The sequence below is a fragment of the Peribacillus sp. QJM3NY_7 genome, assembly GCF_056173225.1.
In genome coordinates, this window is sequence record NZ_CM149663.1 from 2,677,747 (window position 1) to 2,703,070 (window position 25,324).

A 25,324-nucleotide genomic window follows, 5' to 3' on the forward strand; every position below is an offset into this window, starting at 1 on the left:
GTGGGCTTTTTCCGATTTACTGAACGTGGTGGTTTTGGTTACACACTAGTGGAGTCATAATGTCAAAAAATTAAAAAGACAGAGATTTGTGTTTATTAATTTTTTGACACAAACACAAACCTGCTGTCTTTGGATTAAATTTGTATTTTTGTTAATCGAATGAAAAACAACACTTTTGTGTCGTTAATCACTCTACTTTATTATTTGTTTTAGCTTCTACTCACTGATTATTAACTAATGAGAAATATCCCCATACCCTTAATAATTCGAAAAGTGAAATTTACCTTTCTTCAGTATAATGCACTGGCATGATGCTAAAGAAACCTCTTTTATAAAAGAGGTTGTGAAGGAATGTACTTAAAGTAACCGTGTAGTTCAGTGTAATAATGCAGTTACGCAACAGCGCGCATTTGATTGAACCAGTTATATAAACATAATCAATTCATCTCTCAACATGAAAGAATCCTCCAACAGATTATTGGAGGATTCTTAAGATTATTATTTAAACTTATCCGGAAACTGCTTTATAACTCCAGCAGTGATAGTATCTGCCATTAGGATTATATGTGTGACCCCTTCGTCAATTGCAACGATTCTTGCGTTCCAATCTTTTGCTAAGCTTGCAGTTAAATCATTTGTCACAAATTTCAGATGCAAATACAGCAAATTTTTTAGATCTTCATTTTTTAAATAGGGGTTGGCACCGCTAAGGAAAGCTGCTATTTCATCAGCATTTCTATACCATTCTTTGTTTAGCTGTTTCACCAAGGCATCATTTCCGCTTTTAGCCGCATCTACAATCTTTCCCGCAATTACAATATGCTCCTTAAGCAGATCCGTAAGTTTGTTCCCAGCTTTCTCTCCGTATACTGGCTTTACAGCATTACCAATATCCTCCTGATTCTTTAGAAGTCTAGCCAGTACCTGTGTTTGATCCTCCGCTCCAGCGGTGGTTGCACTTGTTATATAATTACTTGTCCATAATACATGATCAATCCAAAGTCTCCTGAATTCATTTTCGAAGTTTACCTCAGATTGGCTAATACGTTGTTCCTGTGGCTTAGCGTATGCGCTAGTTGTTCCGGCCACCATGTTTAGAGGAAATAATAAAATAAATCCCATCAACAATAATTTTTTCATAAAACCATCTCCTTCCAAAGTTAAAAAGTTCCTTTTTATTATTGATATATGCGAATTTTATATGCATAAAATTGCTGTAACTTACCATGTTTATATTAAATTGGAATTAGATGGACTCACATCGTCCAATGTAAGCTGTTTTGTATAAAATCAGGTCATCAATCATGATTAATACACAGACACAGCTACGTCGCATTGGTGCTTTAAATATGATGAATTAATGTTTAAATTACTTGAAAATTCAGGAATGAGACGCAAAGAATTAGTGAATTTAATATGGGAGCAAGTTAATAGAGAAAGTAGAAAATAAGAACGCCTCCTCCCCCTTCATCATTGTCTTACCAAAACTATTAAGCATTCTTTTAGAGCAGCAAAAATTAAATGTTTTTAATATATCAGCAGGACTTATGCTCCAGCATGTGTGCAGTGCTCCAAGTAATGATAATTAAATATCAATTTGCAAGTTGCAATCAGAAAGTCTCCCATTTCCCTAAGTCAAAAGGCTTGATTACAGGGGTTTCTTCTGTAAGGGCCAGATTAACAAGAACATAGGCATTCAAATGATTACTATCTGTATAGTGAAGCTACTACTACAAACAGTCCACCCTCCTGAACGATTAGCTGTTCATTAATTAAGTCTTACAGTATCTTATAATTGGAATCAGAAAGAGAAAAATAAATTTTTCTTTTGTGTACATAATATAGGGAATAATCAATGATAGTAAAAGTGTTATGAAAAGGGTGAACAAATGGAAAGAAATAACGCGATTGACTTTATTAAATTTTTTGCCATATTTTCTGTTGTAGTCATTCATGTATTCCCTAGGGATAGCCAAATTGGTCTATTTATTCTCGACAACTTCTCAAGATTTGCGGTGCCATTCTTCTTTACTGCATCTGGTTATTTGTTCGGTCAAAAGATGATCCATAAAAGGGATTCCTTTGATTATTTTAAAAGGTATATTATAAAAATCTTGAAACTGTATTTGTGCTGGCTCTTCTTTTATATGATGTATGATGTTCTAATTCTTTATAAAGATGCTGCCGATGTACCAAAGGAATTTGCGCAATACATTAATCATTTTTCTTTTCTTGACCTTTTATATTACGGAACTGGGACTAGCGGATACCAATTGTGGTTTTTAACCGCATTAATTTGGAGTGTTATCATTCTATTCGGTTTTTTTAAGTTAAAAAAAGCATGGCTTCTTTTACCCATTAGCTTAATATTCAACTTGTTAGGTCTTATCGGACAATCGTATTCGGTGTTCTATGATCTTCCTCTAAGTACACGGGATGCTTTATTCATTGGTCTTTTTTATACAACTTTGGGATTCTTCTTTGCGGATGATAAATTCTTTAAAAAGTCGGGAGCAATAACAGCCAAAACCAATTTATCTTTAATTTTTATCTTCTTTACTATCCAAGTGGTAGAAGGATACTTATTAGAAAAGATATTATCGGGAAGTCATGGGGAGTATTTTATTTCTACTATCTTTTTAACTGCATTTCTTTTTTTATTTGCATTAAATAATAAAACATTGGGGAAGGATTTGTTCATTACTAAAGTAGGAGGAAGAGCCCTGGGTATATACATTGTTCATGTAGTCTTCATCGATATTTTTGATTTAATTATATCGGCACTAAGAATGGATCATATATCTGACAATCTTTTCTTAAAACTATTTGAGACACTCCTTATAATTACGATATCGTACATTTCTTATGACCTGCTTCAATATTTCAAAAGGCGTTTAAGCGAATTTGTAAAAATCAGTTAGTGGAAGGTTAAAACCCTTACTTAGTGCTGGGATTTATAGATAAAAAAAACCCCTGCTGGGAGCATGGGATTTTTTTTCAATTACAAATAATTAAAGCTTGGTCTCCACCGGATGAACTCTCGGTTCCTCTATACTGTCGCCAGCATGTTTTTTTGACCAGTAAGTCGCGAGAATTGGTCCCGATATGTTGTGCCATGCAGCAGCCAGGACGCTTGGAAGTGCTGCCAGCGGGCCGAAATGTGCAGTAGCAAGCGCAACACCTAACCCAGAGTTCTGCATGCCCACTTCAATCGAAATCGCTCTTCTATTCACTTCATCAAGTCCAAGCACTTTTGCTGCTAAGTAACCAAAAAGTAACCCAAATCCGTTATGAAGCATCACGGCAGTAAAAATAAGGAACCCGGAAGCAGCAATGCTAGCTGCGTTGCCTGAGACTACTGCGCTTACAATAGTAATGATGGCTGCTACCGAAATAAGTGGTAAAACGGTCAAGCTTTTTTCAACTGCTACTGGGAAAAACCGCTTAATGGCCAATCCTAAAACAATCGGTAGAAGGATAACTTGTACAATGGACTTAAACATATCAAAAAAATCAACAGGCATCCATTGTCCTGCCAGCAAAAGCAGAAGCAGCGGTGTCATGATAGGAGCCAGTAAAGTTGATACCGAAGTCATAGCTATCGATAAAGGTACATTCCCTTTTGCAAGATATACCATCACGTTAGAGGCTGTTCCGCCTGGTACACAGCCAAGCAATACCAGACCTGCAGCTAATTCGGCGGGCAAATTCATGAGTTTAGCAATAAGGAATGCTACAGATGGCATAATGATAAACTGGGCGCAAACTCCAATTATCACGGGCAGTGGTTTAGTAATAATGATTTTAAAATCAACTGCTTTTAAAGTGAGCCCCATTCCAAACATGACAACGCCAAGCAATATTGTAATGAATCCCCCCAATCCCAAAAATGGCCCAGGAAATATAAAAGCAATGACGGATATTAAGATAACCCAAACAGCAAAATATTTTCCGGCTACTGCGCTTAATGCTTCTAATACTTTCATTCCATCACACTCTTTCTAGCATTAATATTTTATTGGGATTTAATAAATTATTTGGATCAAGGGCTAATTTGATTTTTTCCATCACAAACAGTGAGTTCCCATGTTCTTTTTCCTGATATTTTTGTTTACCGACCCCAACACCATGTTCGCCAGTACATGTTCCCTTACGTTCTAGGGCATACAGGACAATTTGTTCATTTAGCTGTTCTGCTCTTTTAATCTCTTCTTGGTTATTGTTATCAATCATTAAAAGTACGTGATAGTTCCCGTCGCCTACATGGCCGACGATCCCACCGGTAAGGCCAAGGAAATCAATAGCTTCCCTTGCGTGGTGAATGGCACCGGACAGCTCTGAAATCGGAAGGCAGACATCAGTCACCATCAGTTTTTTCCCAGGATTGCCATGAATATAAGCATAGGCAAGATTATGGCGAGCTTCCCATAGGCGGTTCCTGGCAGCATTATCTGTTTCAAATTCAATATCGAGACAATTATGTTCAGCTACTATTTCCTTAGTGAACTCTATGTCTTGCTTTAACCCGGCTTCATTGCCATGAAACTCCAAAAATAGTGTAGGCGCTTCGTTATAGCTTGTATCACTATAAAGGTTAACCTGCGTCATTGATGGTTCATCGACAAGTTCCACCCTTGCTATTGGAACACCTGACTGCAAAATGGATACAACAGCTTCCACCGCATGGGTCAATGTCGGAAATGATGCTCTTGCCGCCATAACGTGCTCAGGAATTCCATAAACTCTTAACGTCAATTCCGTAAAGCAGCCAAGCGTTCCCTCTGAACCAACAAAAAGGCCGTTTAGATGATAGCCTGATGAAGATTTAGCGGCCAAATTGCCAGTATGTATAATCGAACCATCAGCAAGTACTACTTCAAGATCACGGACTTGATCACGCATCACACCATATTTAACGGATGTCGTTCCACTGGCATTGGTTGCCGCCATTCCGCCAAGAGTAGCATCAGCTCCCGGATCAACGGAAAAAAACAAACCGTATTTTTTCAATTCTTTGTTTAGTTGCGAACGCGTTACGCCAGGCTGAACTTTTACGAGAAAATCGTTTTCACGCACTTCCAGGATTTTATTCATTAATGAAAAATCAATAGTTATGCCATGGTTGTACGGTATGACATGTCCCTCGAGGCTTGATCCCAACCCAAAAGGAACCATCGGAATTTTGTACTTATTTGCCAATTTCACAACTTCACTGACTTGCTGTGCTGTTTCCGGAAATACAACGATATCAGGAAGACTTACAGCATGATAGGATTCATCTCTGCCATGCAATTCTCTTACTGTCTGGTTTTCCGTTACTTGACTTTCCGAAAGGATTTGCTTTAAATCGTTGATTAAATTTACAAAAGCCGCTTCCATTCTATTCTCCTTCTTTCTGCTATAACATCCGTTTTTGTCATATCAAAAACTTTGGTCGTACCTATACCAATATTTAGTTTCTTCTTCTATTCTTCAACTGAGTATCAAGAGATGGTTTCCCCCTCCTTAAATAGCTTTATATGATATCGCTTCCATTTATCGGATGATTGGTCTAACCAATTTTCATTATACTAATTTTTTTGACTTTTTCAACAATTATCCGTTTTATACTTTTATCCATAAAAAAATGCTTTATTCTCAATATTTATAGTTAATTTTCCATCCTTATAACAAAAACCAAATGACCTTTAATAGCCATGTGAACATAATTTGACTGAATCTAGACCGTTATATTTTTACAATATTGGTCTAACCAATTAAAATATCAGATTTTTTCAACAGATATTTATTTTAATTTTAATATTGCGGATTATCCCCTTGCTTCATAAATGAATGCTTGTTAGAATGATTTCACTAATAGTCGTACCAGCATGTTGTTAGGGTTGTCATGGAAGGATGTGAAGAAAGTATTGGATTCAATACCAGTTAAATCTCCCAAAGTGTACGAAATCATCTTCAATCAAATTAAGGAATCTTTTATTAGCGGTGAATTGAAACCTGGAGATAAATTACCGCCTGAACGCGAATTATCCAACCTTTTTAAGGTGAGTCGAACATCAATCAGGGAAGCCCTTCGAGTATTGGAGATAAACGGAGTCATTGAGATTAGACCAGGTGATGGAACATTTATCAGACAATCTGATGTTCAATCCCTGATTGAACATCTATCCACCTCCATCCTCAAAACTGAGGACAACATGGTCTATGAAATGCTTGAAGTCCGTCGAGTAATTGAAACGGAGTGTGCTTTTCTTGCTGCGCAGAGAGCAAACTCTCTTGACTTACAAAATATATTTAAAGCTCTAGAAGAAATGGCACGCTCGGAACATGATGAAGAATTAGGCTTGCGAGCAGATCTGCTTTTTCACCATAGTATTGCACAAGCCACAAATAATTCCATATATGCTGGATTGGTTCATACTTTAAGTGACCAAATGAAAAATACAATTCGTGCCACCAGACGGCATCGTTTCGCAAAACCAGGTCATTTTCAAGAAACGCTTCAAGAACATAAAGAAATCTACTATTCCATCGCATTAAAGGACGCGGACAAAGCCAAGCAACTAATGAATGCCCATATCATTCGCATTAGAGAGCAGATGGCTGCGGCTACACTTGAAAGCATCGGAGAAGATGCAAAAATAACTGCTTATCCAAATGAATAAAACCACACAATGCTGTAGGGAAAATAAAGTTCCGCTTGCAATATGATTAACCCAATATGGAATTACACCTCTAAAATTATCAACTAAGTGATTTTTTAACCTTGGCCTATTAATTGACACTACTTTGCCCAATAAAAAAAGCGCCTTTCTCAGAGGGCGCTAAGCTGGTTAATTATAGTTGAAAAATTGATCCCCTATATAAGTAAATGTTGGTTTTATCCTTTTGACATAGTGAAGGAATCAATGTTACATACTTTAAGAGCATTATCAATCAATGAAAGCTGTTCATTAATCATTGATAAGTAGGAAATATGATAGTCATTAATCTGTTCCTTTAACTCCAACAGCAGCGTTTTGTCCCTTAATATAAGGTAAATCTCGTCTGGATGTACCATATCACTTCTCCTTTTAATCAAGATATTACCTTTTACCCAAATTATTACATTATTAACTTATAAGTGGATGTTTTGTACTATATTCACAAGGGATTGCTCAGTAACAGTTCCTTCTTATAGTAAAGATCCGTTAGTTGAAGTAGCACGACGATCTAAAAAAGGCTGTCGTATAGTAGTATTAAACGTCGAATATGCCCCCTTCTTACCTTGTTGTGTTAAACTTAAAAGATAAAACCATATATTTTCTTGGGTTTAATTGACTTTTCTTAGTCACACTTGCATAAGCAAAGGAGTGAAGGAAATGGAGAAAATCAGCGTTTTTTTGGATGACTATCGGAAAGCACCCGATGGCTATGTGTTAGTCGAGACTATTGACGAATGTTTAGAGCTATTAAAGAACTTTGATATTGAACATCTCTCATTGGACCATGATTTATTAAATAAAACCAGGAATGGTTCTATGCTTGTTCAAATGATGGTGAAAGAAAAACTATTTGCTAATCGCATTACTATTCACTCTGCCAATTCAGTTGGCGGTAAAGCGATGTACAACTGTTTAAAGCAAGCACAACGGAATTTAACTATGCCCCCTGCCATTATCGTATCCTTACGACCATTGCCCCTCAAATTCTTCCCGTCAAAGGTTCTGCAACATTATATAGATATACGGTAACCCCTTCTCAATTTCAATTACATTTCACCCATTGTTTTTACATTAGACCGTAGGTAAGATACAAAGGGCAACTTTAATCTGAGTTGCTCTTTTTGTATTTCTACTTTGTTTAAGAGATTGAATATCTTTCATTGCACACTTTGCGATCATCCACATGTGAACAACTTGATCATCGAATTACTTTTTCTTTCTGGCTGCGTATATCTATATACCAACTCCCATAGCATTGTACCGCCAAGCAGAAGTTCATACCGGGTACACATAAAGATTCGACACATATGAGATATGTAATTTTAAAGTTACTATCCTCCCCCCTGCCATATCGCCTAATTAAGTTTAGTGGTTTCTTAAGACATTTCCAGCCACCCAGATCTTTCAATTTTCTGTGGTGATTTTTCCTTCTTTGAGGCTTTGTCATCCGTTGTAAAATGTAAAACAGTTATCTTTTGTGCTTTTTTGCATTAACTGCCTCCTGATGTAAACAATAAATTTAATTGGAGCTGTTTATAGCGCAACGAAAGCAGCTGTAAATATGATAGTGAAACGTTACGTCAAGAGGAAGCCGTGGCTGGAAGTAATGTTCGGGTGTCGATTGTTTCTCCAGGAGCTATCGCAACAGAATTAACGCAAACTATTACTGATACTGACTTGAAAGGTCCGTTCGAAGAATTATACGATGCTTTTGCGATTAGTCCTGCCCGTATAGCGGAAACGATTCTGTTTGCTTTGAATCAACCTGAAGATGTTACCGTTAATGAGTTTATTGTAAGACCATCTCGACAACAGCCTTAATCGTAAAAGTTTTCTCGCTGGGAATATTCCAAAAACAGATAGTATAAAGACGCAGGTAAATAAAATAGATCACAGCCTGATTGGAATCGAACAGGCTGTGATCTATTTTAGTCTTAAAGCCAATTGCTTTTTAATAAGCCCATTCTGTATTCATTGAATTAATTCATAATTTCACTTCATTGAAAAATTGCGGCAGGTCTTCTTTATGGGCTTCGAGCATTTCATCCAGCATTTTTTTGGCGATGGTGTCTGATCGTACCAAAGGGTTTATCGTCATCGCTACCAAAGCTTTATGATAATCTCCTGTGACAGCCGCTTCAGCAGCCATTCTTTCAAATGAATTAATTTGCTGGACCAACCCCCGGACTGCTACAGGCAGGTCTCCTATGGCGATTGGTCTAGGGCCTTCTTTGGTGATCACACAGTTAATTTCAATGGCTGATTCATCTGGGATACTCGCTATCGCTCCGTTATTACGTGTATTGACTGGCTGAATATCCCGCTTATCATTGTAAATCGAATTGATGAGACTGCAGGCGGCTTCGCTGTAATACGCTCCACCGCACTTTTCTAGTTGAGTCGGTTTAACATTCAATTCAGGATCTCTATACAATTCAAATAAATCTTTTTCCAGTTGTTGAACGACCTCAGCCCTCGTCCCATTTGTTGCTGAGGATTCCTTTTCTTCGGCAAGCGATACAAAAAAAAGCAAATTCACATGCAGTGTAATTGCTTTTTAAAGAAGTGTATGGATATAACTCATGCTAATTTAGCTTTCGTTAATATTCGAGCTATCCCCTTACAGGGGAGACTATGGTTTTTTATCGCCAAGTAAAAATAAACTCCTGCAGATTTTCCCCGGTTTACAATGACCTTACTTGTTTTTTACGATGGATAGTATTGTAATGGTGCTTATAATGCAGAGTGTGCCGAGCCACTCGGCAAAACCGAACGTTACATTCAACCAGAAAACGGATATTAAGGTTGCGGATAATGGCTCAACGGAAGCCAATAAGCTTACCTCTGAAGCAGATATGAATTTTGTACTTTCCAAATAAAAATAAAAAGCAATGATCGTACCGAAAATGATGATGAATAAAACCGCTGAAAATGAAGGTAACGTCCATTTGCCTTCAAATGCCCATGGGGGATGGATTATGCTAAAGCATATGCCTCCAATCAACATGCCCCAACCCACAACAATCATTGAACCCCATCTTGAAAGGAGTTTAAAAGGCTGCAATGTATAGAATGCCAAGGCAAAGGCTGATGTTACTCCCCAAAATACTGCCCACCCGGAAATGGAGAGTGTACGTATGCTTCCTCCCGTCACAAGCAAAAAAGTGCCTAAAATCGCTATAATCACAGCTACGCTCACCGTAATGCTTGGAAAACGTTTGGAGCGAATGGCTAAATAACAAGTGATCAGTGCCGGGGCCAAGTATTGAAGGACAGTGGCAGTGGCTGCGTTGCCATGTTCAATTGCTGCAAAATATGTGTATTGAACAGCGAGCATGCCCAGAATGGCAAAAAGGATAATTTGAAGCGCATCATTTTTAGTTTTCCAAATCTCAAAAACTTTCAGTCTTTCATTCTTATAAGCGACCCCCAATAAGATGATTCCAGAAAGCAACAAGCGTACAACAGTGAGCCACTCAGGACTGAAACCTTGCTGCTGAAATAGATATTGAGCTGCCGTTCCTGACACTCCCCATAACGCAGCGCCAGTCAGTACCAGTGCAATCCCTTTATTTCTTGAAGGTGATATGGCAACTAAAGTATCATTATTCATTTTTTTCTTTCCCACTTTTTACACGTTCCGTATGGGCTTGTATTCTAAAGTAACTTTCTTTCCAATTCTTTTCTATCCCCTTAAGCACCATAGTGAGATTTCCACCTCTAATTGCCTGTATGATCTGATTATGCTCATCAAAGGAAAAGTGAACATCACTTACCTGATTGAAATAAAACAGTTCCATTCGTATAAGTTTTTGTTTGAGTCCCGATAGAATCCGCTTCAACTCATCATTTGTTGAAAGATTGATGTAAATGGAATGAAAGTCATTATCTTTCTGGACGGCCACTATTTGATTTCCCTCGTCGATTGCGTTTTTAACTTCATGATTGATGGCTTCCATTTCCATTAAGTGTCTTTCTTCAATGAAATCAAAAGCCTGTTCCATAGCCAGCTTTTCCAGTGTCCAAACAAGGGAATATATGTTTAATCCCCCTTCGAATCGAATAGGGGAAACAATAGTTGAACGGCTCGGCTTTGTCTCGACAAATCCCTCATCCTCAAGCCTTAAAAGTGCTTCTCTAATAGGGGTTCTGCTTACTCCCAATTGTTCGGCTAATTCTTTGTCGCGTAATTGTTGGCCTGGCGACAGGATCCCCTGGACAATCCAATCCCGCAATATCATGTATGCTTCTTCACGTACAGACGTACGTTTAATTTTTTGTGAAGAATTTGAATGCTTCAACGGCTTTACCTCCTTAAAATACAGGTATATATAATATGCAATATATCACATATTGCATTCCGTTGGAAGAAATTATAGGACATTTTAAATCTGGATCCTTTAATAAAACATCAAGCATCTTTTCACATAATAAAAGGGAATCCTTCCTTAGTAAAAACACTTTTTTACGATGGTGAAAGAAATCCTTCTATCATGAGTCCTCGAGCTTTAAATTTACAACGATTCACTGATTAAAAATAAAGTTCTTTTTTTTTGTATACCATTGTATGTATTTTAAAATTCCTAGTACATTAGATTGAGACTAATGGCATTTGTAGTTTATTGCTTTCATAATTAACAAATATTAGGTATTTTTCGCGAGTGATTTGGATACTTCTTCACTTTACTGACCATTGTCAAGTGAAATTTGTGTATCTAAAAAAATGTCTTGAAAATATCTTGGTGCTTACCGCAATCATTACATGAATATTCTATTTCCAATGCATCTTCAGTTACTGTATGAACTGTCTCTTTTTTACAAGTTTCACAAAATCTCTTTTCGGATATTTCTTTCATTTATCATTCACACTCCATTTTTTCAACATATTTGTAGCCTTGTTACTATTATTTTGCGAATATCCAACCGAAAAAATACCTTTTTCCTGAAGGGCCAGAGAAAAAGGTACTAAAATTGTTAATTTAACCTTGGATTCCAATACATCAAAGCTGCATGAAACGGATATTCGTATTCGAAAACTCCTTCTTTTTCCACCACATATTTATTTAGGATCGTTTTTACTTCATCATAGGAAAAATGTTCATCAAGAATTTTTGTTGTATTATCTCGGATTACTTCTTCATAGGTGGAATAGATTTTTTTACTTTTCAATTTAACGATCTTACAGTCCGCCAGTATTCCAAGTTGATACAAAACATTCAAGATGTGTATGTAATCCCGTCTTCTTAAATTGATCGTATATCCTCGTTGCTTCAATTCCATATAATGAGGTTTTTCTGGTCCGGTTGTCATACCTACTATCGCTAAACGAGCTGCAGAATCATTCATTTTTAATAAGGTATGACCGATTTCACTCATTCGGTAATAACAATTAAAACCAAATACTACATCATATTTGACTTTTTTGTTATCACTTTCCCACTTATCATGAATTAACTCCATGTTTTCGAAACCTTTTTCGTTTGCCTGGACTTCCAAAAAATTGATAATGCTTTTGGAACTATCTATACAAGTTAGCTTCCTGACTTCTTTTGCAATATCAAATGTATAATTGCCCCATCCAGGGCCGATTTCCAAAACATGGTCATCCTGTTTTAATAATGCCAATAACTCTTGCTGCACAATTTTTGCATAAGGGTCCGCTTTATGTTGTTTTTTCACTGCAACCTTGGAAGCCCAAAAAGCTTCTTCTGCAGCATCATCTTTTAGCCTGTTAGGTATCTTCCCTGTATGATCTGTCATTGCCTGTTTCCAAAGTTCAATATAATCTGTCATCTTTTCTCCCCTGAATTCGTATGTAGTTATCGGTTTTCAAATTAAAGCAAACAGCCAAATACTTCCTCTATTAAATATATTAGCATACCATAGCTAAAACTTTGTTTTACACATAAGAAAAAGGAGCAAAAACTTTGCTCCTGTATCCATATTGCTTATTTTTCTAAAAACTTTTATCTTTTCGATAAAGCTGACCACGTATTTTCAAGCCATTTATCAAAGTCTGCTCCTTTTTCACCCTCATATGTATCATATATATCCATTCTCATCTTCTGGAGTTTGTCTTTGAATTCGTGATATGTGTGATTTTCAGGTAAACTCTTCTTGATCCTCACTAAGATTTTGGTCAAACCTTTGATCAACTCGCCCTTTTTCCTTGCTGGCAATTGCACATCTTCGCCTAAACTTTTCAATTGACGGTAGGCTGCCTCTTGAACTTTATATACAGAATCATTATTCATGATATGTGTGAGAATGTCGATTACTTGTTTATTTTTTGCTTGACCCAATTCTTCGATTGCATCTAAACGTTCTCTCCAATTAGATTTGCGATTGGCAGATTTTTTTAATTCCTCATAGTTGGCAGGTAACTCGATACCCGTTGTTTCCTTGTTATTCAAATGAATCATTTCTCCTTCTGTCTTAGTGATCCGGATATCAAACATGTAATCCGATATGATAATCCCATTACCAAAATGGCTTATTCCTTCTTCATTATACCCTTTTCCATATTTTAATATAGTTAAATTTATCTGCCGGATCGTCAAACACCCGGGTTCCGGGACGAGGTGCTTTGTTTGTCTTCAATTTACCTGCGCCTATCAACTTCAACTTTAAAAGGCATAAATCCTGCCTGGATTCATGCCACTTTGAAGGATGCTTTTATTATTGAACATGTACAAATCTAGTCCACGTAATGTTTTTTATTATCTGGATGAATAGAAAATTTTTTACGTAAATTGACGAGGTTTACACCAAAACTTTCTTCTAAAAGTTCCCTATGTTTCTCCATGATTTCCATGAGATACAAATCATGAATCATGACTTCTGTAATGGGCATCACTAAACCTACATGCATGGTCCATGCTGCACGGCTATCTTTACCAAGAGAGACTATACCTGCGACTACTTCAGAATCATCGCCACTGATAACAAGCCATCGTCCACCATACTCTTCTGTAATTTCATAACCCATATAATGGAGGTAAACATTTGCAAAACCACAGACGATTTCCCCATAGGCAATAATTGTTACATCGACCCCACCATTTGCGGCCTGTCTTAATTCAGGTTCTAATTCTTCGAATTCGTCTTCCCAAATCTCTAAGAGTATTCTTTTTTTAGCAGATAATATACAAGCTTTAACTTTATCAAGTATTTCATTGCGCCCCATGATATTCCAGATATTTTCACGATCATTTGCAGACCGTTCGAACTCCGCTAATGATTTTTCTGCCAGTTCAAAATTCTCTTCCGCTTTCATCCGACGGTTTTTTATTAGCTCCTTTGCAGGAACAGGAGTATACTGTGGTGTGTTTCCAGGACTGACCAGAATATCTCCGCGTATGGCGAGACTATCCAGAATTTCATATATTCTTGAACGTGGTACACCGGAGTTTTTTGCTACTGCATAGCCTGTTAATGGCGATTCTTCCAATAAGGCAAGATATGCTTTCGCTTCATATTCGGTGAAATTCAGATTTTTTAATGTTTCTAAAATGGTTTCTTTCATAAACCCTCCAACACAACCGTAGTCGCTACCTTTGTAACTAATATTTTAGCAAAATCTGTTGACGTTTTCCATTTTCATCTAATATACTTACTAAGTAGTTACTTTAGTAACCACTATGAAAACGGGAGGGGGAATTAGTTTGGACAGCTTACTTACATACATATCAATAGTGGCAATGATGGTTATTATACCGGGAGCAGATACAATGCTCTTAGTGAAAAACACGCTTAGCCATGGTCCGAAAGCGGGACGTTATACCGTTCTCGGAATGGCAACGGGACTTTCTTTTTGGACGCTTATAGCCATTCTTGGACTATCTGTTGTCATTGCAAAGTCTGTGATTCTTTTCAGTACAATCAAATATTTGGGAGCCGCATATTTAATTTACTTAGGGATAAAAAGTTTTTTTGCTAAAAGCGTTTTTTCCTTAAAAGAAATTCAAGCACAAGCAAATACACCTGTTAAGTATTCAAACCGGCACAATAAAGATTCCTTCATGCAAGCATTACTTAATAATATTCTTAATCCAAAGACCGTTTTAGTTTATATAACCATCATGCCACAATTTATCGATTTGAACGGAAATGTAAACCAACAATTGATTATTTTAGCCTTCATCTTAACCTTGCTCGCTGTACTGTGGTTTCTATTTCTTGTTTATCTAATTGATTACGCAAAAAAATGGATGAACAATTCCAAATTCCAGAAAGCATTCCAAAAATCAACTGGCTTAATTTTAATCGGTTTTGGGATAAAAACAGGAATTTAAATTCATTTACTTACACATTCCGTTCAGACAATTGAACGGTTTTTTTCATTTACGAACCGGCACCGATATCTTTTTAATTATACATATGGCACTGCATTATTGACTGCAAAGATTTTTACGTCTTCATTATTTAAAACAAAAACGTCAGTATTTCCCCATAAGTGCAGAAAATACTGACGAAGTAATGTCCTATGAAGTTTGAAGTATCCCTTTTTGTCAATCCAAGCCGCAAGCCTTGGCTAGTACTTCAACAAGGTGCAAACTTTTCATTTGGTTCGCCGCTCCCTCCCTTTGGATGCCAATGCTCATTTGCATTTGGCATCCTGGGTTAACCGTAACAATGGTAGTTGCTTTCGTTTCGTTAAGATTCTTCATTTTCTCATCAAGAATTTTCATGGATTCATCAAAGTGGAGAAGATTGTAAATGCCTCCAGATGCACAGCAACGGTCAAACCCTTCCATTTCGACATAGGAAACTCCTGGTATGGATTGCAATAATAAACGAGGTTCCTTTTGGACCTTTTGTACATTGCGTAAATGACATGAATCTTGATAGGAAACGATGCCTTGCCATCCTTCAGTGAAGGGTAGCGGCCCCAATTGATGAAGAATTTGACTGATATCTTTTGATTTTTCCGAGAAAGCCCTTGCCGCCGCAGCCCATTCTTGATCCTCTGCCAATAGATGTCCATATTCAAGAAGCGAAGCACCGCAGCCTCCTGCGTTATTTACGATTACATCAGCATCCGTTTGCATGAAGGTTTGGATATTCCTCTTTGCCAATGCTTTCGCTTGTTTTGTTTCACCTTGATGGGAATGCAGAGCACCGCAGCAATTCTGATTTTCAGGGAGTATGACCTCACAACCTGCTATGGTAAGCAGTTCAATGGAAAGACGGTTAATTCGTGACATCATGGAATCCATGATACACCCAGTAAAAAATGCCACTTTTAATTTCGTTTCCCCTTTTGCCGGCATAATCGTACCTGGCCGGATACGTTTGGAAGAAGTCTCGATGACTGGAAGTGCCTGTTCTAAATGTGCAAGGGCAGGGGAAACCTTCTGCAATATATTTGATGAACGGATAAGCTTGGATAAGCCGGTTTTTTGATAGAGCTGCACTGCACTTCCAATCCTGTTCATTCGTTTTGGATATGGAATAAGATGAACCAATGCCAGTTTTTTGATTCTTGTCATTTTGTTTTTTTGATTTGCTGACGGGGAGTTTTCAATGGCTTCTTTAGCCGCTTCCAGTATATGTCCGTATGGCACACCAACAGGACATGCTGTTTCACAAGCACGACAGCCTAAGCATAAGTCGATTGGTTCAGCTAAATCTTTTTGGAAATCTATTTTTCCTTCGGCTGCCATTTTCACTAGATTGATACGACCGCGTGGAGAGGCGGATTCCACACCCATTGATTCATATGTAGGGCATGCCGGTAAACAGTATCCGCATTTTACGCATTGGTTTGTCCAATCATAGGCATCTGAAAATAAATTTTGGACCGCAGCATTTGACTCATTCGGTTTGGCGGGTAGATTCATGGAACCAACACGACCCTTGTCTGTCCCTTATCAGGAAAAATCTTCCCTGGATTCAGGATATTATTGGGATCCCATGCTTCTTTAATTTTTTTCATCATATTCACTCCGGTTATTCCTAATTCCATTTCCATATATGGTGACTTTAAAGTACCGATTCCATGTTCCCCTGAAAGTGTTCCGCCTAATTCGATTGCCGCTTCAAAAATTTCACTGACAGCAAGCTCCACTTTTTTCATTTCCGTAATATTTCGTTTATCAGTAATGATGTTCGGATGTAAATTCCCATCCCCTGCATGACCGAATACAACCAAGTTCAACCCGTATTTCTCCCGGATATTGTTTAATCTCTCCATCATTGCAGGTATTTGACTGCGTGGAACGGTCGCGTCTTCAGAAATTTTTGTAGGACCCATTTGTGTAATGGCCGGGGAAACCAATTTACGCGCACTCCAAATCGTTTGGCGCTCTTCCTCTGTCTCCGCTATCTTGACGTAGGAAGCACCCTCTGCCCTGCATATATCGGCGCATTTATTGATTTCTTCCTCAATCGCCAATGGGTGTCCATCTATTTCTATGATCAGAATGGCTTCTGCCTGAAGAGGCAACCCGGAAGGACGGTAGCTTTCAACAGCACGGATGCACGCATTATCCATTAATTCCAGGGCAGAGGGTAGAATTCCTGATGATAAAATGCTGGTAATTGCATGTCCAGAGTCTATCAAATGATTGAAGTGGGCGACAAATGTTTGTTTAGATTGAGGTTTTGGTATTAAGCGGATGATTGCCTCAGTTACGATGCCCAGAGTACCTTCCGATCCTACGATCAATCGGGTCAAATCATACCCAGTTACATTTTTTACGGTCTTTCCGCCAGTACGAATGATTTCTCCAGTCGGGGTGACGACCTCCAGACCTATCACGTATTCTTTTGTCGTTCCGTATTTCAATCCCTTTGGCCCGCTGGAGTTTTCTAATAGATTCCCGCCTATAGTGGCTACATTGGAACTGCTTGGATCCGGCGGATAGAATAAGCCAGCTTCTTCAGCCTTTTTATGAATATCTGCCGTAATCACCCCTGGAGAGACTATGGCAAGCATATTTTCCCGATCAATGATCAATTTATCCCGCAAAAGGGTCATATCAAGAACCATCCCCCCTTTAACAGGTAAAGGGCCGCCGCTTAGCGAAGTTCCTGATCCTCTAGGGTAAACAGGTATTTTGTGAGTATTAGCCAATTTAACCACTTCACTGATTTCCTCCGCGTTTTTGGGCTGGATGACGATTTCGGGTAAATATTCCCCAAAAGAAGCGTCATAGCTATAACAATACCTTTCTGCCAAATCAAGAAACATTCTGTCACCTGGAATTACCTGTCGAAGATCGACCAAGGCTTCTTTCTCCATGCTTCCCACTTCCTTTCTTAATAGAAATATGGTAAGGTCTACCCGTATGTAATATAATGGCATTTTAGGATTCTGCTAGGTATAATGATGAAAAAAAAGGAGGTTTTTTTTGAAAATCGCACTGATTCATGCAACCACAACTGCACTAAAACCAATTGAAATTGCCTTTCAGACCGTTGCACCGAACATTGAACTCCTTCATTTCATGGACACGTCTCTTCTCTCCTTGATGGAAAAGAGCGGCAAGTTAACTCCTGAAATCATCCGCCGCTTTTCTGCATTAGTGAATTTAGCTTGTGATTCTGATGTTTCATGCATCCAACTTACTTGCTCTGCCTTTAATGACATCACTGCAATTTTACAGCCTTTATACTCTGTAAAGTTATTTCGTTCAGATGAGGCCATGCTTGATGAAGCTCTTCGCTATACTCGCATTGGCCTGGTTTCAACCGTAAAAGAAACGCCGATCGCCCTTCAAAATTACCTATTAAATAAGAATCCGGACTGTATGATCGAATCATTGGTCGATCCCGGTATCATCCATTTATTATCACAAGGAAAAAGAAAGGAACATGACGATCGGGTTAAAAAGATGGTGGAACAATTGGATGGAAAGACAGAAGTGATTTTGCTTCACAATATAGTATGGAACATATTGCAAAGCAGGTTAATCCCTCTGTCCCTGTCCTAACGGCGCCGTTATTGGCTGCGAAAAGGTGTTTGGCCCATTTGAATGGAATGTACACATGAGTTTTCTTCGAAAAAATCATAACTTTGCCAGCATGATCGTATGTCACATCATATATACCGTTTTTTAACCGTTTGTATGATGCGAACCGCCAAAAACTTTGCCTACACCTTGAATTTTTTCAAGTATGACAATCAGAAGGACTGATATGAAAATAACCACGCTCGACACGGATGCGACGATTGGATTGTAGGCATCCTGCATTTGCGAGAAAATCTCGATCGGCAGCGTTCTCATTTCTGGTGATACCATAAAAAGAGAGACCGTTACATTATCAAATGATGTCAAAAATGCGAATAATCCCCCTGAGATGGCCGCGGATCCAATTAGCGGCAGTGTCACTTTCATGAATACCGTTAGTGGATTGGCTCCAAGTATGGCCGCAGCCCTTTCGAGATTATAATCAAATCCACTTAAACCGGTTAATACGAGCCGCATGACATATGGTATGCAAATCACGATATGGGCAATTAAAAATCCTGTAGACGTACCGGCAAGCATCATTGGTGTAAAGTACATTAAGAGTGCAATCCCTAAGACTAATTGCGGCACACTTAATGGAGAAGTTAAAAGGGCCGTAATATACGATTTTCCCGGAATATCATACTTTGCGATGCCAAGGGCACCCAAAGTACCGAATATGACGGAGAAAAGGGCAGCTAATGCTGCGAACTTCGCACTGTTCAAAAATGCTTCCAAAAATTCAGGGCGCTCCAAGATCTTGGCATACCATTGCAGTGAAAAGCCTTCAGCCGGAAAACTTGGATAATTGGCACTTGTAAAAGAAGCGGGAATAACGACAATGAGCGGGATCAAGATATAGATAATGGCCAAAACGGCTACTGCAACCCGAAGGCCGCCAAACGTTTTCATCATCGGAATACCTCCTTGAATTTCCCTTTTTCAAACGCTCTGGTAAAGACGGCTACCGATATGACAGTGGTTGCTAATAGAATATAAGAAAGAGCAGATCCGAATGTCCAATGCAGCAGGTTATTAATTTGATCATAGATGACAACAGGCATCACGGGCACGTTGGCTCCCCCCATTAGTGCAGGCGTAACATAAGCACTCATTGACAAACTGAATACGAGAATGCAGCCAGATACGATACCTGGGATGCTTAGCGGCAATGTAATGGAAAAGAACCTTCTGAATGGGCTTGCCCCAAGTATGGCTCCTGCCTTATCAAGAGAAGGATCGATATTGTAAAGACTTGCTACGATGGATAAGATCATGAAAGGAAGATATGCATTGGAAAGCCCAATCACAACTCCTATCTCCGAAAACAATAGTTTCAATGGTGCATCTATTATGCCAAGGGCCATCAAGGTTTGATTAATCGTTCCATTAGGCAAGAGCAAAAGGTACCAGCCAAAATTACGGACAACTATACTTACCAAGAGCGGTGACACGATCAAGAGAGTGATATACCCTCTGATCCGCGCTGAACTTTTGGCCATTGTCAAAGCTACTGGATATCCAAGAAATAAAGCAACCAAGACCGAATATAAACTGATCTTCACTGTCAGCCATAATGAAGATAAGTAATAGCTATCGGAAAATAATTGTGTATAGTTTTTTATGCTATAAACTGCCTCCGCTCCTCCAAGATTATCTGTGGATATGAAGCTTAAATATAAAATGTATAACATCGGTATGACAAAGAAACCAAATATGAAAAGCAGAATCGGCGTTAAAAGAAGTAATCCCGGCACCCAGACTTTCCTTTTCTTGCTTTTAGGCTTCTTTTGCGGCTCGATAGGACTCGTTTGCTGTTCTATTTCTTGACTAGCATAACTTCTGATGGGCTCCATCCAATCAACACCTCACTTCCATTTTGCCATGATGAATCGAAAGCGGAAGTCAATACTTGAATACTTTTCCCCTGTAGCAGAACATTGATTTCCCATGAGGTACCGAGATAGTTCATTTGGCTGATCTTGGCACGATGGAAATCCAATGGAGATGAAGATTTTTCATCGAGAGAAACAATTTGCAGTTTTTCCGGTCTAATATAAAGTTTTACCTCATCCCCGGTTTTCAGATCACTTTCATTTCCCATGACGTTTTTTGTGTCGACATGAGTGATATCAGAACCGATCTTGACTGCAACTTTCCGCTTATCGATAGCAGACACATTCCCTTCAAAACAATTCGATTTCCCGATGAATTGAAAGACGAACTCTGTCTTCGGATGATCGTATATTTCAGTCGGAGTACTGATTTGTTCAATTTTCCCTGCATTCATGACCACGACTCGATCAGACATGGATAGAGCTTCTTCTTGATCATGAGTCACAAAAATGGTCGTTACGCCAATTTCCTTTTGTAAACGCTTAATCTCGGCCCTTAGTTCATGACGCAGCTTTGCATCAAGGTTTGAAAGCGGCTCGTCAAGCAAAAGGAGCTCCGGTTCAACAACAAGTGCCCTTGAAATCGCTACACGCTGACGCTGACCTCCTGATAATTCCCTTGGATAACGATTCTCCAATCCTGACATTTTCACTAATTCAAGCGCTTTACTAATCTTCTTTTTTTGCTCAGCTTTCCCGACTTTGCGCAGTTTCAAGCCAAAACTGAGATTTTCATAGACTGTCATATGGGGAAAAAGCGAATAGGTTTGAAAAACCATTCCTAAATCACGCTTGTAAGGCGGAACCTTCGTAACATTATTTCCTTTAATATGGACCTCGCCCCGATCCGGATCGAGGAATCCGGCAATAAGGTTTAAGGTTGTGGACTTTCCGCACCCGGAAGGACCAAGAAGAGTGAGTAACTCTCCTTGTCTCACCTCCAAATCAATGCCATTCAGGACAACATTCGCTCCAAATTGTTTAAACGCGCCTTTAATCTCTACATCATTTTTATTTGCGCCACTCCCCTGAACTGCCTCCAGGTGTTGCCTATTAATTTCCACATCTTTTTTTAATACTTCCATGTGATCAACACGCTCCTTTTTATTTGAGTTTTTTCCCTAATTCAGGAGTAACCTCTTTCGCCCATCTGTCTGACACCTCTGCACGGATCTCGGCAAACTTGGCGAAATCAGGTTTGAATGTTTTATCACCTGCTTTAAGCCCGATTGACTCTTCATATTTTTCTGGAATTTTCATGCCTTCCACTGTCGGATAAAATCCTTTTTCGGAAATTAATGCTTGTGCTTCTTCACTGATTACATAGTTGATGAATTCTAGGGCTTCTTTGCTATTTGGCGTATTTTTCACTAGACCAGCGCTGAAAGCTTGAAGCGGCACGCCTTCTTTAGGCACGGCCATTTTAATCGGAATACCTGAAACGGCTAATTCACCTATGGAATAACTTCCCATGACCGTTACGTCAGCAGCTCCTTGTTGGATCGCTGGCATCATTTGCGTTGAATTTTTATAAAATGTATTGGAATACGCTGCAAGATCTTTAGCCTTATCTAAACCTGGTTCCATGTCTTCCGTACTGCCGCCGTTTGAAATCGCCAGACCATTAAGGGTATTGAAACCCCAATCATTCGTAATATCTGAAAATGCCGTTTTACCCTCGTAATCAGGAGAGACAAGATCATTCCATGATTCAATTGATTTTAAGCCTTCCTTTTTAAAGGTTTCCGTATTATAAGCTGGTGCAATTACCAAACCAAATGCTGGAGCGGCCGCATTTTCAACCGGAATGAACCGTGAATCCACCGATTTCATATTGGGAACATTGGACTCATCAATTGGTACGATCAGTTCCTTCTCCTTAGCGCGTATAACATCAACCGGTACAAAAAGGGCAACATCTATTTGCGGAGCATTCTTCTGTAATTCCACTTTGGATAGGATTTCACCTGATAAACCGGAAATATAATTAACCGTGATTCCCGTTTCTTCTTTGAATTTTGGGGCAATCACATCTCGGATGGCACTTTCGATGACACCGCCATTACCGGCTATCGTTATTTTTTTCTCTCCTTTTTCACCAGCACCCGTTTGTACGGATTCCCCCGGTTTTTGCGGAGTAGGATTACCACATCCCGCAAGAGCGATCAATACTATTATTGATAAAAAACTCATCAGCTTTTTCATAATCATTACCTCCCGTTTTTCATTGATTTCCAATAATTCCTTGTTCGGTGAAATAATTCACGGCCCCTGGATGAAAATCCAAGGGAACTTGTTTAGTTGCTTCCGTTATTGAAATATCAGAAGCAGCTGGATGTGTATGCTGCAGTTCAGGCAGATGTTCATATAATGTTTTCACAAGATTGTAAGCATGAGGATCAGACATTTCCTTGTAGGTTACCAGGACATTTTTAATTGAAATCGTTTGGACATTTTTTTTCATCCCCCTGTATGTATCTCTGGGAATTTCATTATGGGTATAAACTCCATATTGTTTTTGAAGGCGTTCAATGATGTCTCCCGGTATTGGAATGAAAGTTAGTTCCGTCTGCTTGGATATGAAAGCGATTTCATTATTAGGGATTCCCGAAGAAAAGAAAGCTGCATCAATGGTACCATTTCGTAATGCTTCTGCAGATTGAGAAAAAGAAAGATAGGATAAATTCAATTGATCAGTCGGTAAATCGGATTCTAACAGTATCCGCTCTGCAATAAGCCTTGTACCGCTTCCAGCCGTTCCTACACTAATGCGTTTACCCGCTAAATCTTCCAAGGAATCAATATCATTTTGTTTAGTAGAAACAATTTGAACATAATTGGAATATAGGGCCGTTAAAGCTCTTAACTTGGATTTATCCGTTTCAGGCAAATCCAGTACATCCACTGAGGTAAAACCAATTTCTGCCCGATGACGGCTAACCAATTCAGTATTTTCGATGGAAGCATCGGTGACTTGGGTACCTGACACAGCCCCGTTGTATTTTTCATACATATTTGATAATCTTTGTCCCAATGAAAAGTAAACACCTGTCATATCTCCGGTTCCAATGATTAACATCCTGTTATTTAAATCCTGTCCTTCAGAAGTTAGTTGCCTCTGGATCAAGGTTGTAGCAGGTTTAGATATTTCCTGCTGTTCATTCATAAAAGAACATCCTGTCATGAAACAAAATAACAAAGCGACTTTTATAAAGAGTGCTCCATTTTTCATCGTGATCCTCCTTTCTTAATGTATTTAGATGCAAATGCCATGCCAAGTCGATTTTCTGCTTTAAAACGCAAATCCTGCCGATTTCTTGAATGTCATACAAGGATAAACCGGCAATTTTTTCCGGTTTTCCAGAAAAAATTGCCGGTTAATGCGATGAACCCTTTATTCTTCTTTTGAAATGAGCTTGATTTTATCACGAAGGCTCCTTTCAGAAATTTTTAGGATTTGTGCTGTTTTTTGCCGATGATTATTACAATATTGAAGAGTGGCCGTTATGACCTTTTCTTCTATCTCTTTCATGGAAATGCCAATGGGAATCCTGAAACTGTTAAAATCATCGGCAGGGCCATCCGGCTGGAGAATGAACTTCTGTTCTTGAACATATTGCGGCAAGTCGGTTTCTTCCATTTTTTTTGAGTTTGATAGGGCAACAGCATATTCTATAATGTTTCCAAGCTCCCGGACATTCCCAGGGTAATGATAATCCAGTAAAATCCGACGTGCGGTTGCCGAGAACATCTTTTCTTCACGATTCATATCCTTCGCGTGTTTTTTTATAAAATAATCCATAAGGATCGGTAAATCTTCTTTTCTATCTCTTAGTGGCGGCATCGAGATGGGTATGACATTTAGCCTGAAAAACAAATCCTCCCTAAATTCCCCTTCCATCACCATTTGTTCCAGGTTTTTATTGGCTGCACTTATAATACGGACGTCCAATGAGATTTTTGTATTGGATCCCAGAGGCGTCACTTCCCGTTCCTGCAATACCCTTAATAATTTGGCTTGAAGTGGAAGGGGCATTTCACTGATCTCATCCAGAAAAAGGATGCCTCCATTTGCAGCAACGAATTTCCCTTCCTTCCTCTGAGTTGCACCTGAAAATGCTCCCTTTTCATAACCGAACAATTCAGATTCCAGCAGCATCTCAGGAATTGCTGCACAGTTGACGATCTGCATTGGATTGTTTTTCCTTCTTCCCAACGTATGGATATTTCGGGCTACAAGCTCCTTTCCAGTACCACTTTCTCCCGTGATGAGAACACTGGAATCAATATCTTTCACTCTTTCGATCATTGAGAAAATACGCTGCATCGCCTTGCTGTTACCAAGGAAGTTACCGAATCCCTTTTGAATCTCTAATTCTTCATGTAATGTTTCCAATTGATTGGACATCTGTTTGAATTCGGCTGCCCTCATCAATAACAAAGAAAGTTCTTCAATATTAATTGGCTTTTCAATATAGTAGTAGGCTCCTTTTTTTATGGCCTCAATGGAAGTTTCAATGGATGAATAGGCAGTCATCATGATGACTGTTACGTTAGGTGATATTTGTTTGATTTTCTGGAGGACATCAAGTCCACTTTTATTTCCTATTCTCAAATCAAGTAACACAATATCAAAGTGCTGATTGTCGATTTTCCGTAGACCCTCATCCGGGTCTGTAGTTGTCATGACATCATAAGAATCTTCCAATGCAAAGCTAAGAGCGGTGCAAATAGCAGGTTCATCATCAATCACCAATACTTGCATTCTCAT

The 25,324-nt window shown here is 38.8% G+C and carries 23 protein-coding genes and 1 pseudogene; 6 read left to right on the forward strand and 18 right to left on the reverse strand.

Annotated elements, in window-relative coordinates; translation table 11 throughout:
* Nucleotides 1-498 precede the first annotated feature (498 nt).
* Nucleotides 499-1,140: a glycosyltransferase gene (locus AC0VX1_RS12810; protein WP_475471575.1), complete on the reverse strand. Its 642-nt coding sequence runs from the start codon at nucleotides 1,138-1,140 to the stop codon at nucleotides 499-501.
* A gap of 749 nt (nucleotides 1,141-1,889) precedes the next feature.
* Between AC0VX1_RS12810 and AC0VX1_RS12815 the strand changes: the two genes are divergently transcribed.
* Nucleotides 1,890-2,921 (forward strand): acyltransferase family protein, encoded by a 1,032-nt coding sequence (locus AC0VX1_RS12815; RefSeq protein WP_475471577.1) that lies wholly within the window; start codon nucleotides 1,890-1,892, stop codon nucleotides 2,919-2,921.
* A gap of 90 nt (nucleotides 2,922-3,011) precedes the next feature.
* Here AC0VX1_RS12815 and AC0VX1_RS12820 read toward each other — a convergent pair whose 3' ends face one another.
* Nucleotides 3,012-3,986 (reverse strand): bile acid:sodium symporter family protein, encoded by a 975-nt coding sequence (locus tag AC0VX1_RS12820; RefSeq protein WP_413022576.1) that lies wholly within the window; start codon nucleotides 3,984-3,986, stop codon nucleotides 3,012-3,014.
* Between the two features lie 4 nt (nucleotides 3,987-3,990).
* Nucleotides 3,991-5,379, reverse strand: a complete 1,389-nt coding sequence (locus tag AC0VX1_RS12825) for an FAD-binding oxidoreductase (protein ID WP_475471579.1) — start codon at nucleotides 5,377-5,379, stop codon at nucleotides 3,991-3,993.
* 518 nt (nucleotides 5,380-5,897) lie between these two features.
* On the opposite strand from AC0VX1_RS12825, the gene AC0VX1_RS12830 reads away from it, so the two are divergent.
* Entirely contained in the window at nucleotides 5,898-6,665 is a 768-nt protein-coding gene (locus AC0VX1_RS12830) for a FadR/GntR family transcriptional regulator (protein ID WP_475471581.1), read from the forward strand.
* 215 nt (nucleotides 6,666-6,880) lie between these two features.
* On the opposite strand, the gene AC0VX1_RS12835 is transcribed toward AC0VX1_RS12830, so the two are convergent.
* On the reverse strand, nucleotides 6,881-7,060 hold the full coding sequence (locus tag AC0VX1_RS12835; protein WP_413008565.1) for a hypothetical protein: 180 nt from the start codon (nucleotides 7,058-7,060) through the stop codon (nucleotides 6,881-6,883).
* 301 nt (nucleotides 7,061-7,361) lie between these two features.
* On the opposite strand from AC0VX1_RS12835, the gene AC0VX1_RS12840 reads away from it, so the two are divergent.
* Both AC0VX1_RS12840 and AC0VX1_RS12845 read left to right on the forward strand, forming a co-directional pair.
* A complete protein-coding gene (locus tag AC0VX1_RS12840; RefSeq protein WP_413008567.1) occupies nucleotides 7,362-7,733 on the forward strand; it encodes a cyclic-phosphate processing receiver domain-containing protein in 372 nt (123 codons plus the stop codon).
* 564 nt (nucleotides 7,734-8,297) lie between these two features.
* A complete protein-coding gene (locus AC0VX1_RS12845) occupies nucleotides 8,298-8,525 on the forward strand; it encodes an SDR family oxidoreductase (RefSeq protein WP_475471583.1) in 228 nt (75 codons plus the stop codon).
* A 163-nt stretch (nucleotides 8,526-8,688) separates the two neighbouring features.
* Here AC0VX1_RS12845 and AC0VX1_RS12850 read toward each other — a convergent pair.
* The 6 genes and pseudogenes from AC0VX1_RS12850 to AC0VX1_RS12875 form a co-directional block, all read right to left on the reverse strand.
* Nucleotides 8,689-9,219 (reverse strand): annotated as a pseudogene (locus AC0VX1_RS12850) (family 4 glycosyl hydrolase); the annotation flags it as partial.
* A 180-nt stretch (nucleotides 9,220-9,399) separates the two neighbouring features.
* Nucleotides 9,400-10,317, reverse strand: coding sequence for a DMT family transporter (locus AC0VX1_RS12855; protein WP_475471585.1), 918 nt, complete (start codon nucleotides 10,315-10,317; stop codon nucleotides 9,400-9,402).
* Complete coding sequence (locus AC0VX1_RS12860; RefSeq protein WP_475471587.1) at nucleotides 10,310-11,005, reverse strand: GntR family transcriptional regulator; 696 nt, start codon at nucleotides 11,003-11,005, stop codon at nucleotides 10,310-10,312. Before AC0VX1_RS12860 ends, AC0VX1_RS12855 begins: the two co-directional genes overlap by 8 nt.
* Nucleotides 11,006-11,678: 673 nt before the next feature.
* On the reverse strand, nucleotides 11,679-12,497 hold the full coding sequence (locus tag AC0VX1_RS12865) for a methyltransferase domain-containing protein (protein WP_475471589.1): 819 nt from the start codon (nucleotides 12,495-12,497) through the stop codon (nucleotides 11,679-11,681).
* Nucleotides 12,498-12,670: 173 nt separating this feature from the next.
* Complete coding sequence (locus AC0VX1_RS12870) at nucleotides 12,671-13,126, reverse strand: HEAT repeat domain-containing protein (protein ID WP_098865835.1); 456 nt, start codon at nucleotides 13,124-13,126, stop codon at nucleotides 12,671-12,673.
* 275 nt (nucleotides 13,127-13,401) lie between these two features.
* Entirely contained in the window at nucleotides 13,402-14,229 is an 828-nt protein-coding gene (locus AC0VX1_RS12875; RefSeq protein WP_475471591.1) for a TrmB family transcriptional regulator, read from the reverse strand.
* Between the two features lie 139 nt (nucleotides 14,230-14,368).
* Here AC0VX1_RS12875 and AC0VX1_RS12880 point away from each other — a divergent pair, with 139 nt between their 5' ends.
* A complete protein-coding gene (locus tag AC0VX1_RS12880; protein ID WP_098186777.1) occupies nucleotides 14,369-14,998 on the forward strand; it encodes a homoserine/threonine efflux transporter in 630 nt (209 codons plus the stop codon).
* Between the two features lie 216 nt (nucleotides 14,999-15,214).
* Here the strand turns inward: AC0VX1_RS12880 and AC0VX1_RS12885 are convergent, their stop codons facing one another.
* On the reverse strand, nucleotides 15,215-16,546 hold the full coding sequence (locus AC0VX1_RS12885) for a (Fe-S)-binding protein (RefSeq protein WP_475471593.1): 1,332 nt from the start codon (nucleotides 16,544-16,546) through the stop codon (nucleotides 15,215-15,217).
* A complete protein-coding gene (locus tag AC0VX1_RS12890; protein WP_106026371.1) occupies nucleotides 16,543-17,949 on the reverse strand; it encodes an FAD-binding oxidoreductase in 1,407 nt (468 codons plus the stop codon). The genes AC0VX1_RS12885 and AC0VX1_RS12890 overlap by 4 nt, the downstream gene beginning before the upstream one ends.
* A gap of 109 nt (nucleotides 17,950-18,058) precedes the next feature.
* Between AC0VX1_RS12890 and AC0VX1_RS12895 the strand changes: the two genes are divergently transcribed.
* The gene (locus AC0VX1_RS12895) at nucleotides 18,059-18,640 is read left to right on the forward strand and encodes a hypothetical protein (protein ID WP_475471595.1); all 582 of its coding nucleotides are present in this window, start codon (nucleotides 18,059-18,061) and stop codon (nucleotides 18,638-18,640) included.
* Between the two features lie 123 nt (nucleotides 18,641-18,763).
* Here AC0VX1_RS12895 and AC0VX1_RS12900 read toward each other — a convergent pair whose 3' ends face one another.
* The 6 genes from AC0VX1_RS12900 to AC0VX1_RS12925 all read right to left on the reverse strand — a co-directional run bounded on the left by AC0VX1_RS12900 (nucleotide 18,764) and on the right by AC0VX1_RS12925 (nucleotide 25,324).
* Nucleotides 18,764-19,570 carry an ABC transporter permease gene (locus AC0VX1_RS12900; protein WP_095678476.1) on the reverse strand — a complete coding sequence of 269 codons (807 nt, stop codon included), beginning with the start codon at nucleotides 19,568-19,570 and terminating at the stop codon, nucleotides 18,764-18,766.
* The gene (locus tag AC0VX1_RS12905; RefSeq protein WP_048684420.1) at nucleotides 19,570-20,514 is read right to left on the reverse strand and encodes an ABC transporter permease; all 945 of its coding nucleotides are present in this window, start codon (nucleotides 20,512-20,514) and stop codon (nucleotides 19,570-19,572) included. Before AC0VX1_RS12905 ends, AC0VX1_RS12900 begins: the two co-directional genes overlap by 1 nt.
* Nucleotides 20,478-21,638 carry an ABC transporter ATP-binding protein gene (locus AC0VX1_RS12910; RefSeq protein WP_413022585.1) on the reverse strand — a complete coding sequence of 387 codons (1,161 nt, stop codon included), beginning with the start codon at nucleotides 21,636-21,638 and terminating at the stop codon, nucleotides 20,478-20,480. The genes AC0VX1_RS12905 and AC0VX1_RS12910 overlap by 37 nt, the downstream gene beginning before the upstream one ends.
* A 19-nt stretch (nucleotides 21,639-21,657) precedes the next feature.
* Entirely contained in the window at nucleotides 21,658-22,758 is a 1,101-nt protein-coding gene (locus tag AC0VX1_RS12915) for an ABC transporter substrate-binding protein (protein ID WP_475471598.1), read from the reverse strand.
* 19 nt (nucleotides 22,759-22,777) lie between these two features.
* Complete coding sequence (locus AC0VX1_RS12920; RefSeq protein WP_475471600.1) at nucleotides 22,778-23,785, reverse strand: TAXI family TRAP transporter solute-binding subunit; 1,008 nt, start codon at nucleotides 23,783-23,785, stop codon at nucleotides 22,778-22,780.
* Nucleotides 23,786-23,947: 162 nt separating this feature from the next.
* Nucleotides 23,948-25,324: a sigma-54-dependent transcriptional regulator gene (locus tag AC0VX1_RS12925; protein ID WP_475471602.1), complete on the reverse strand. Its 1,377-nt coding sequence runs from the start codon at nucleotides 25,322-25,324 to the stop codon at nucleotides 23,948-23,950.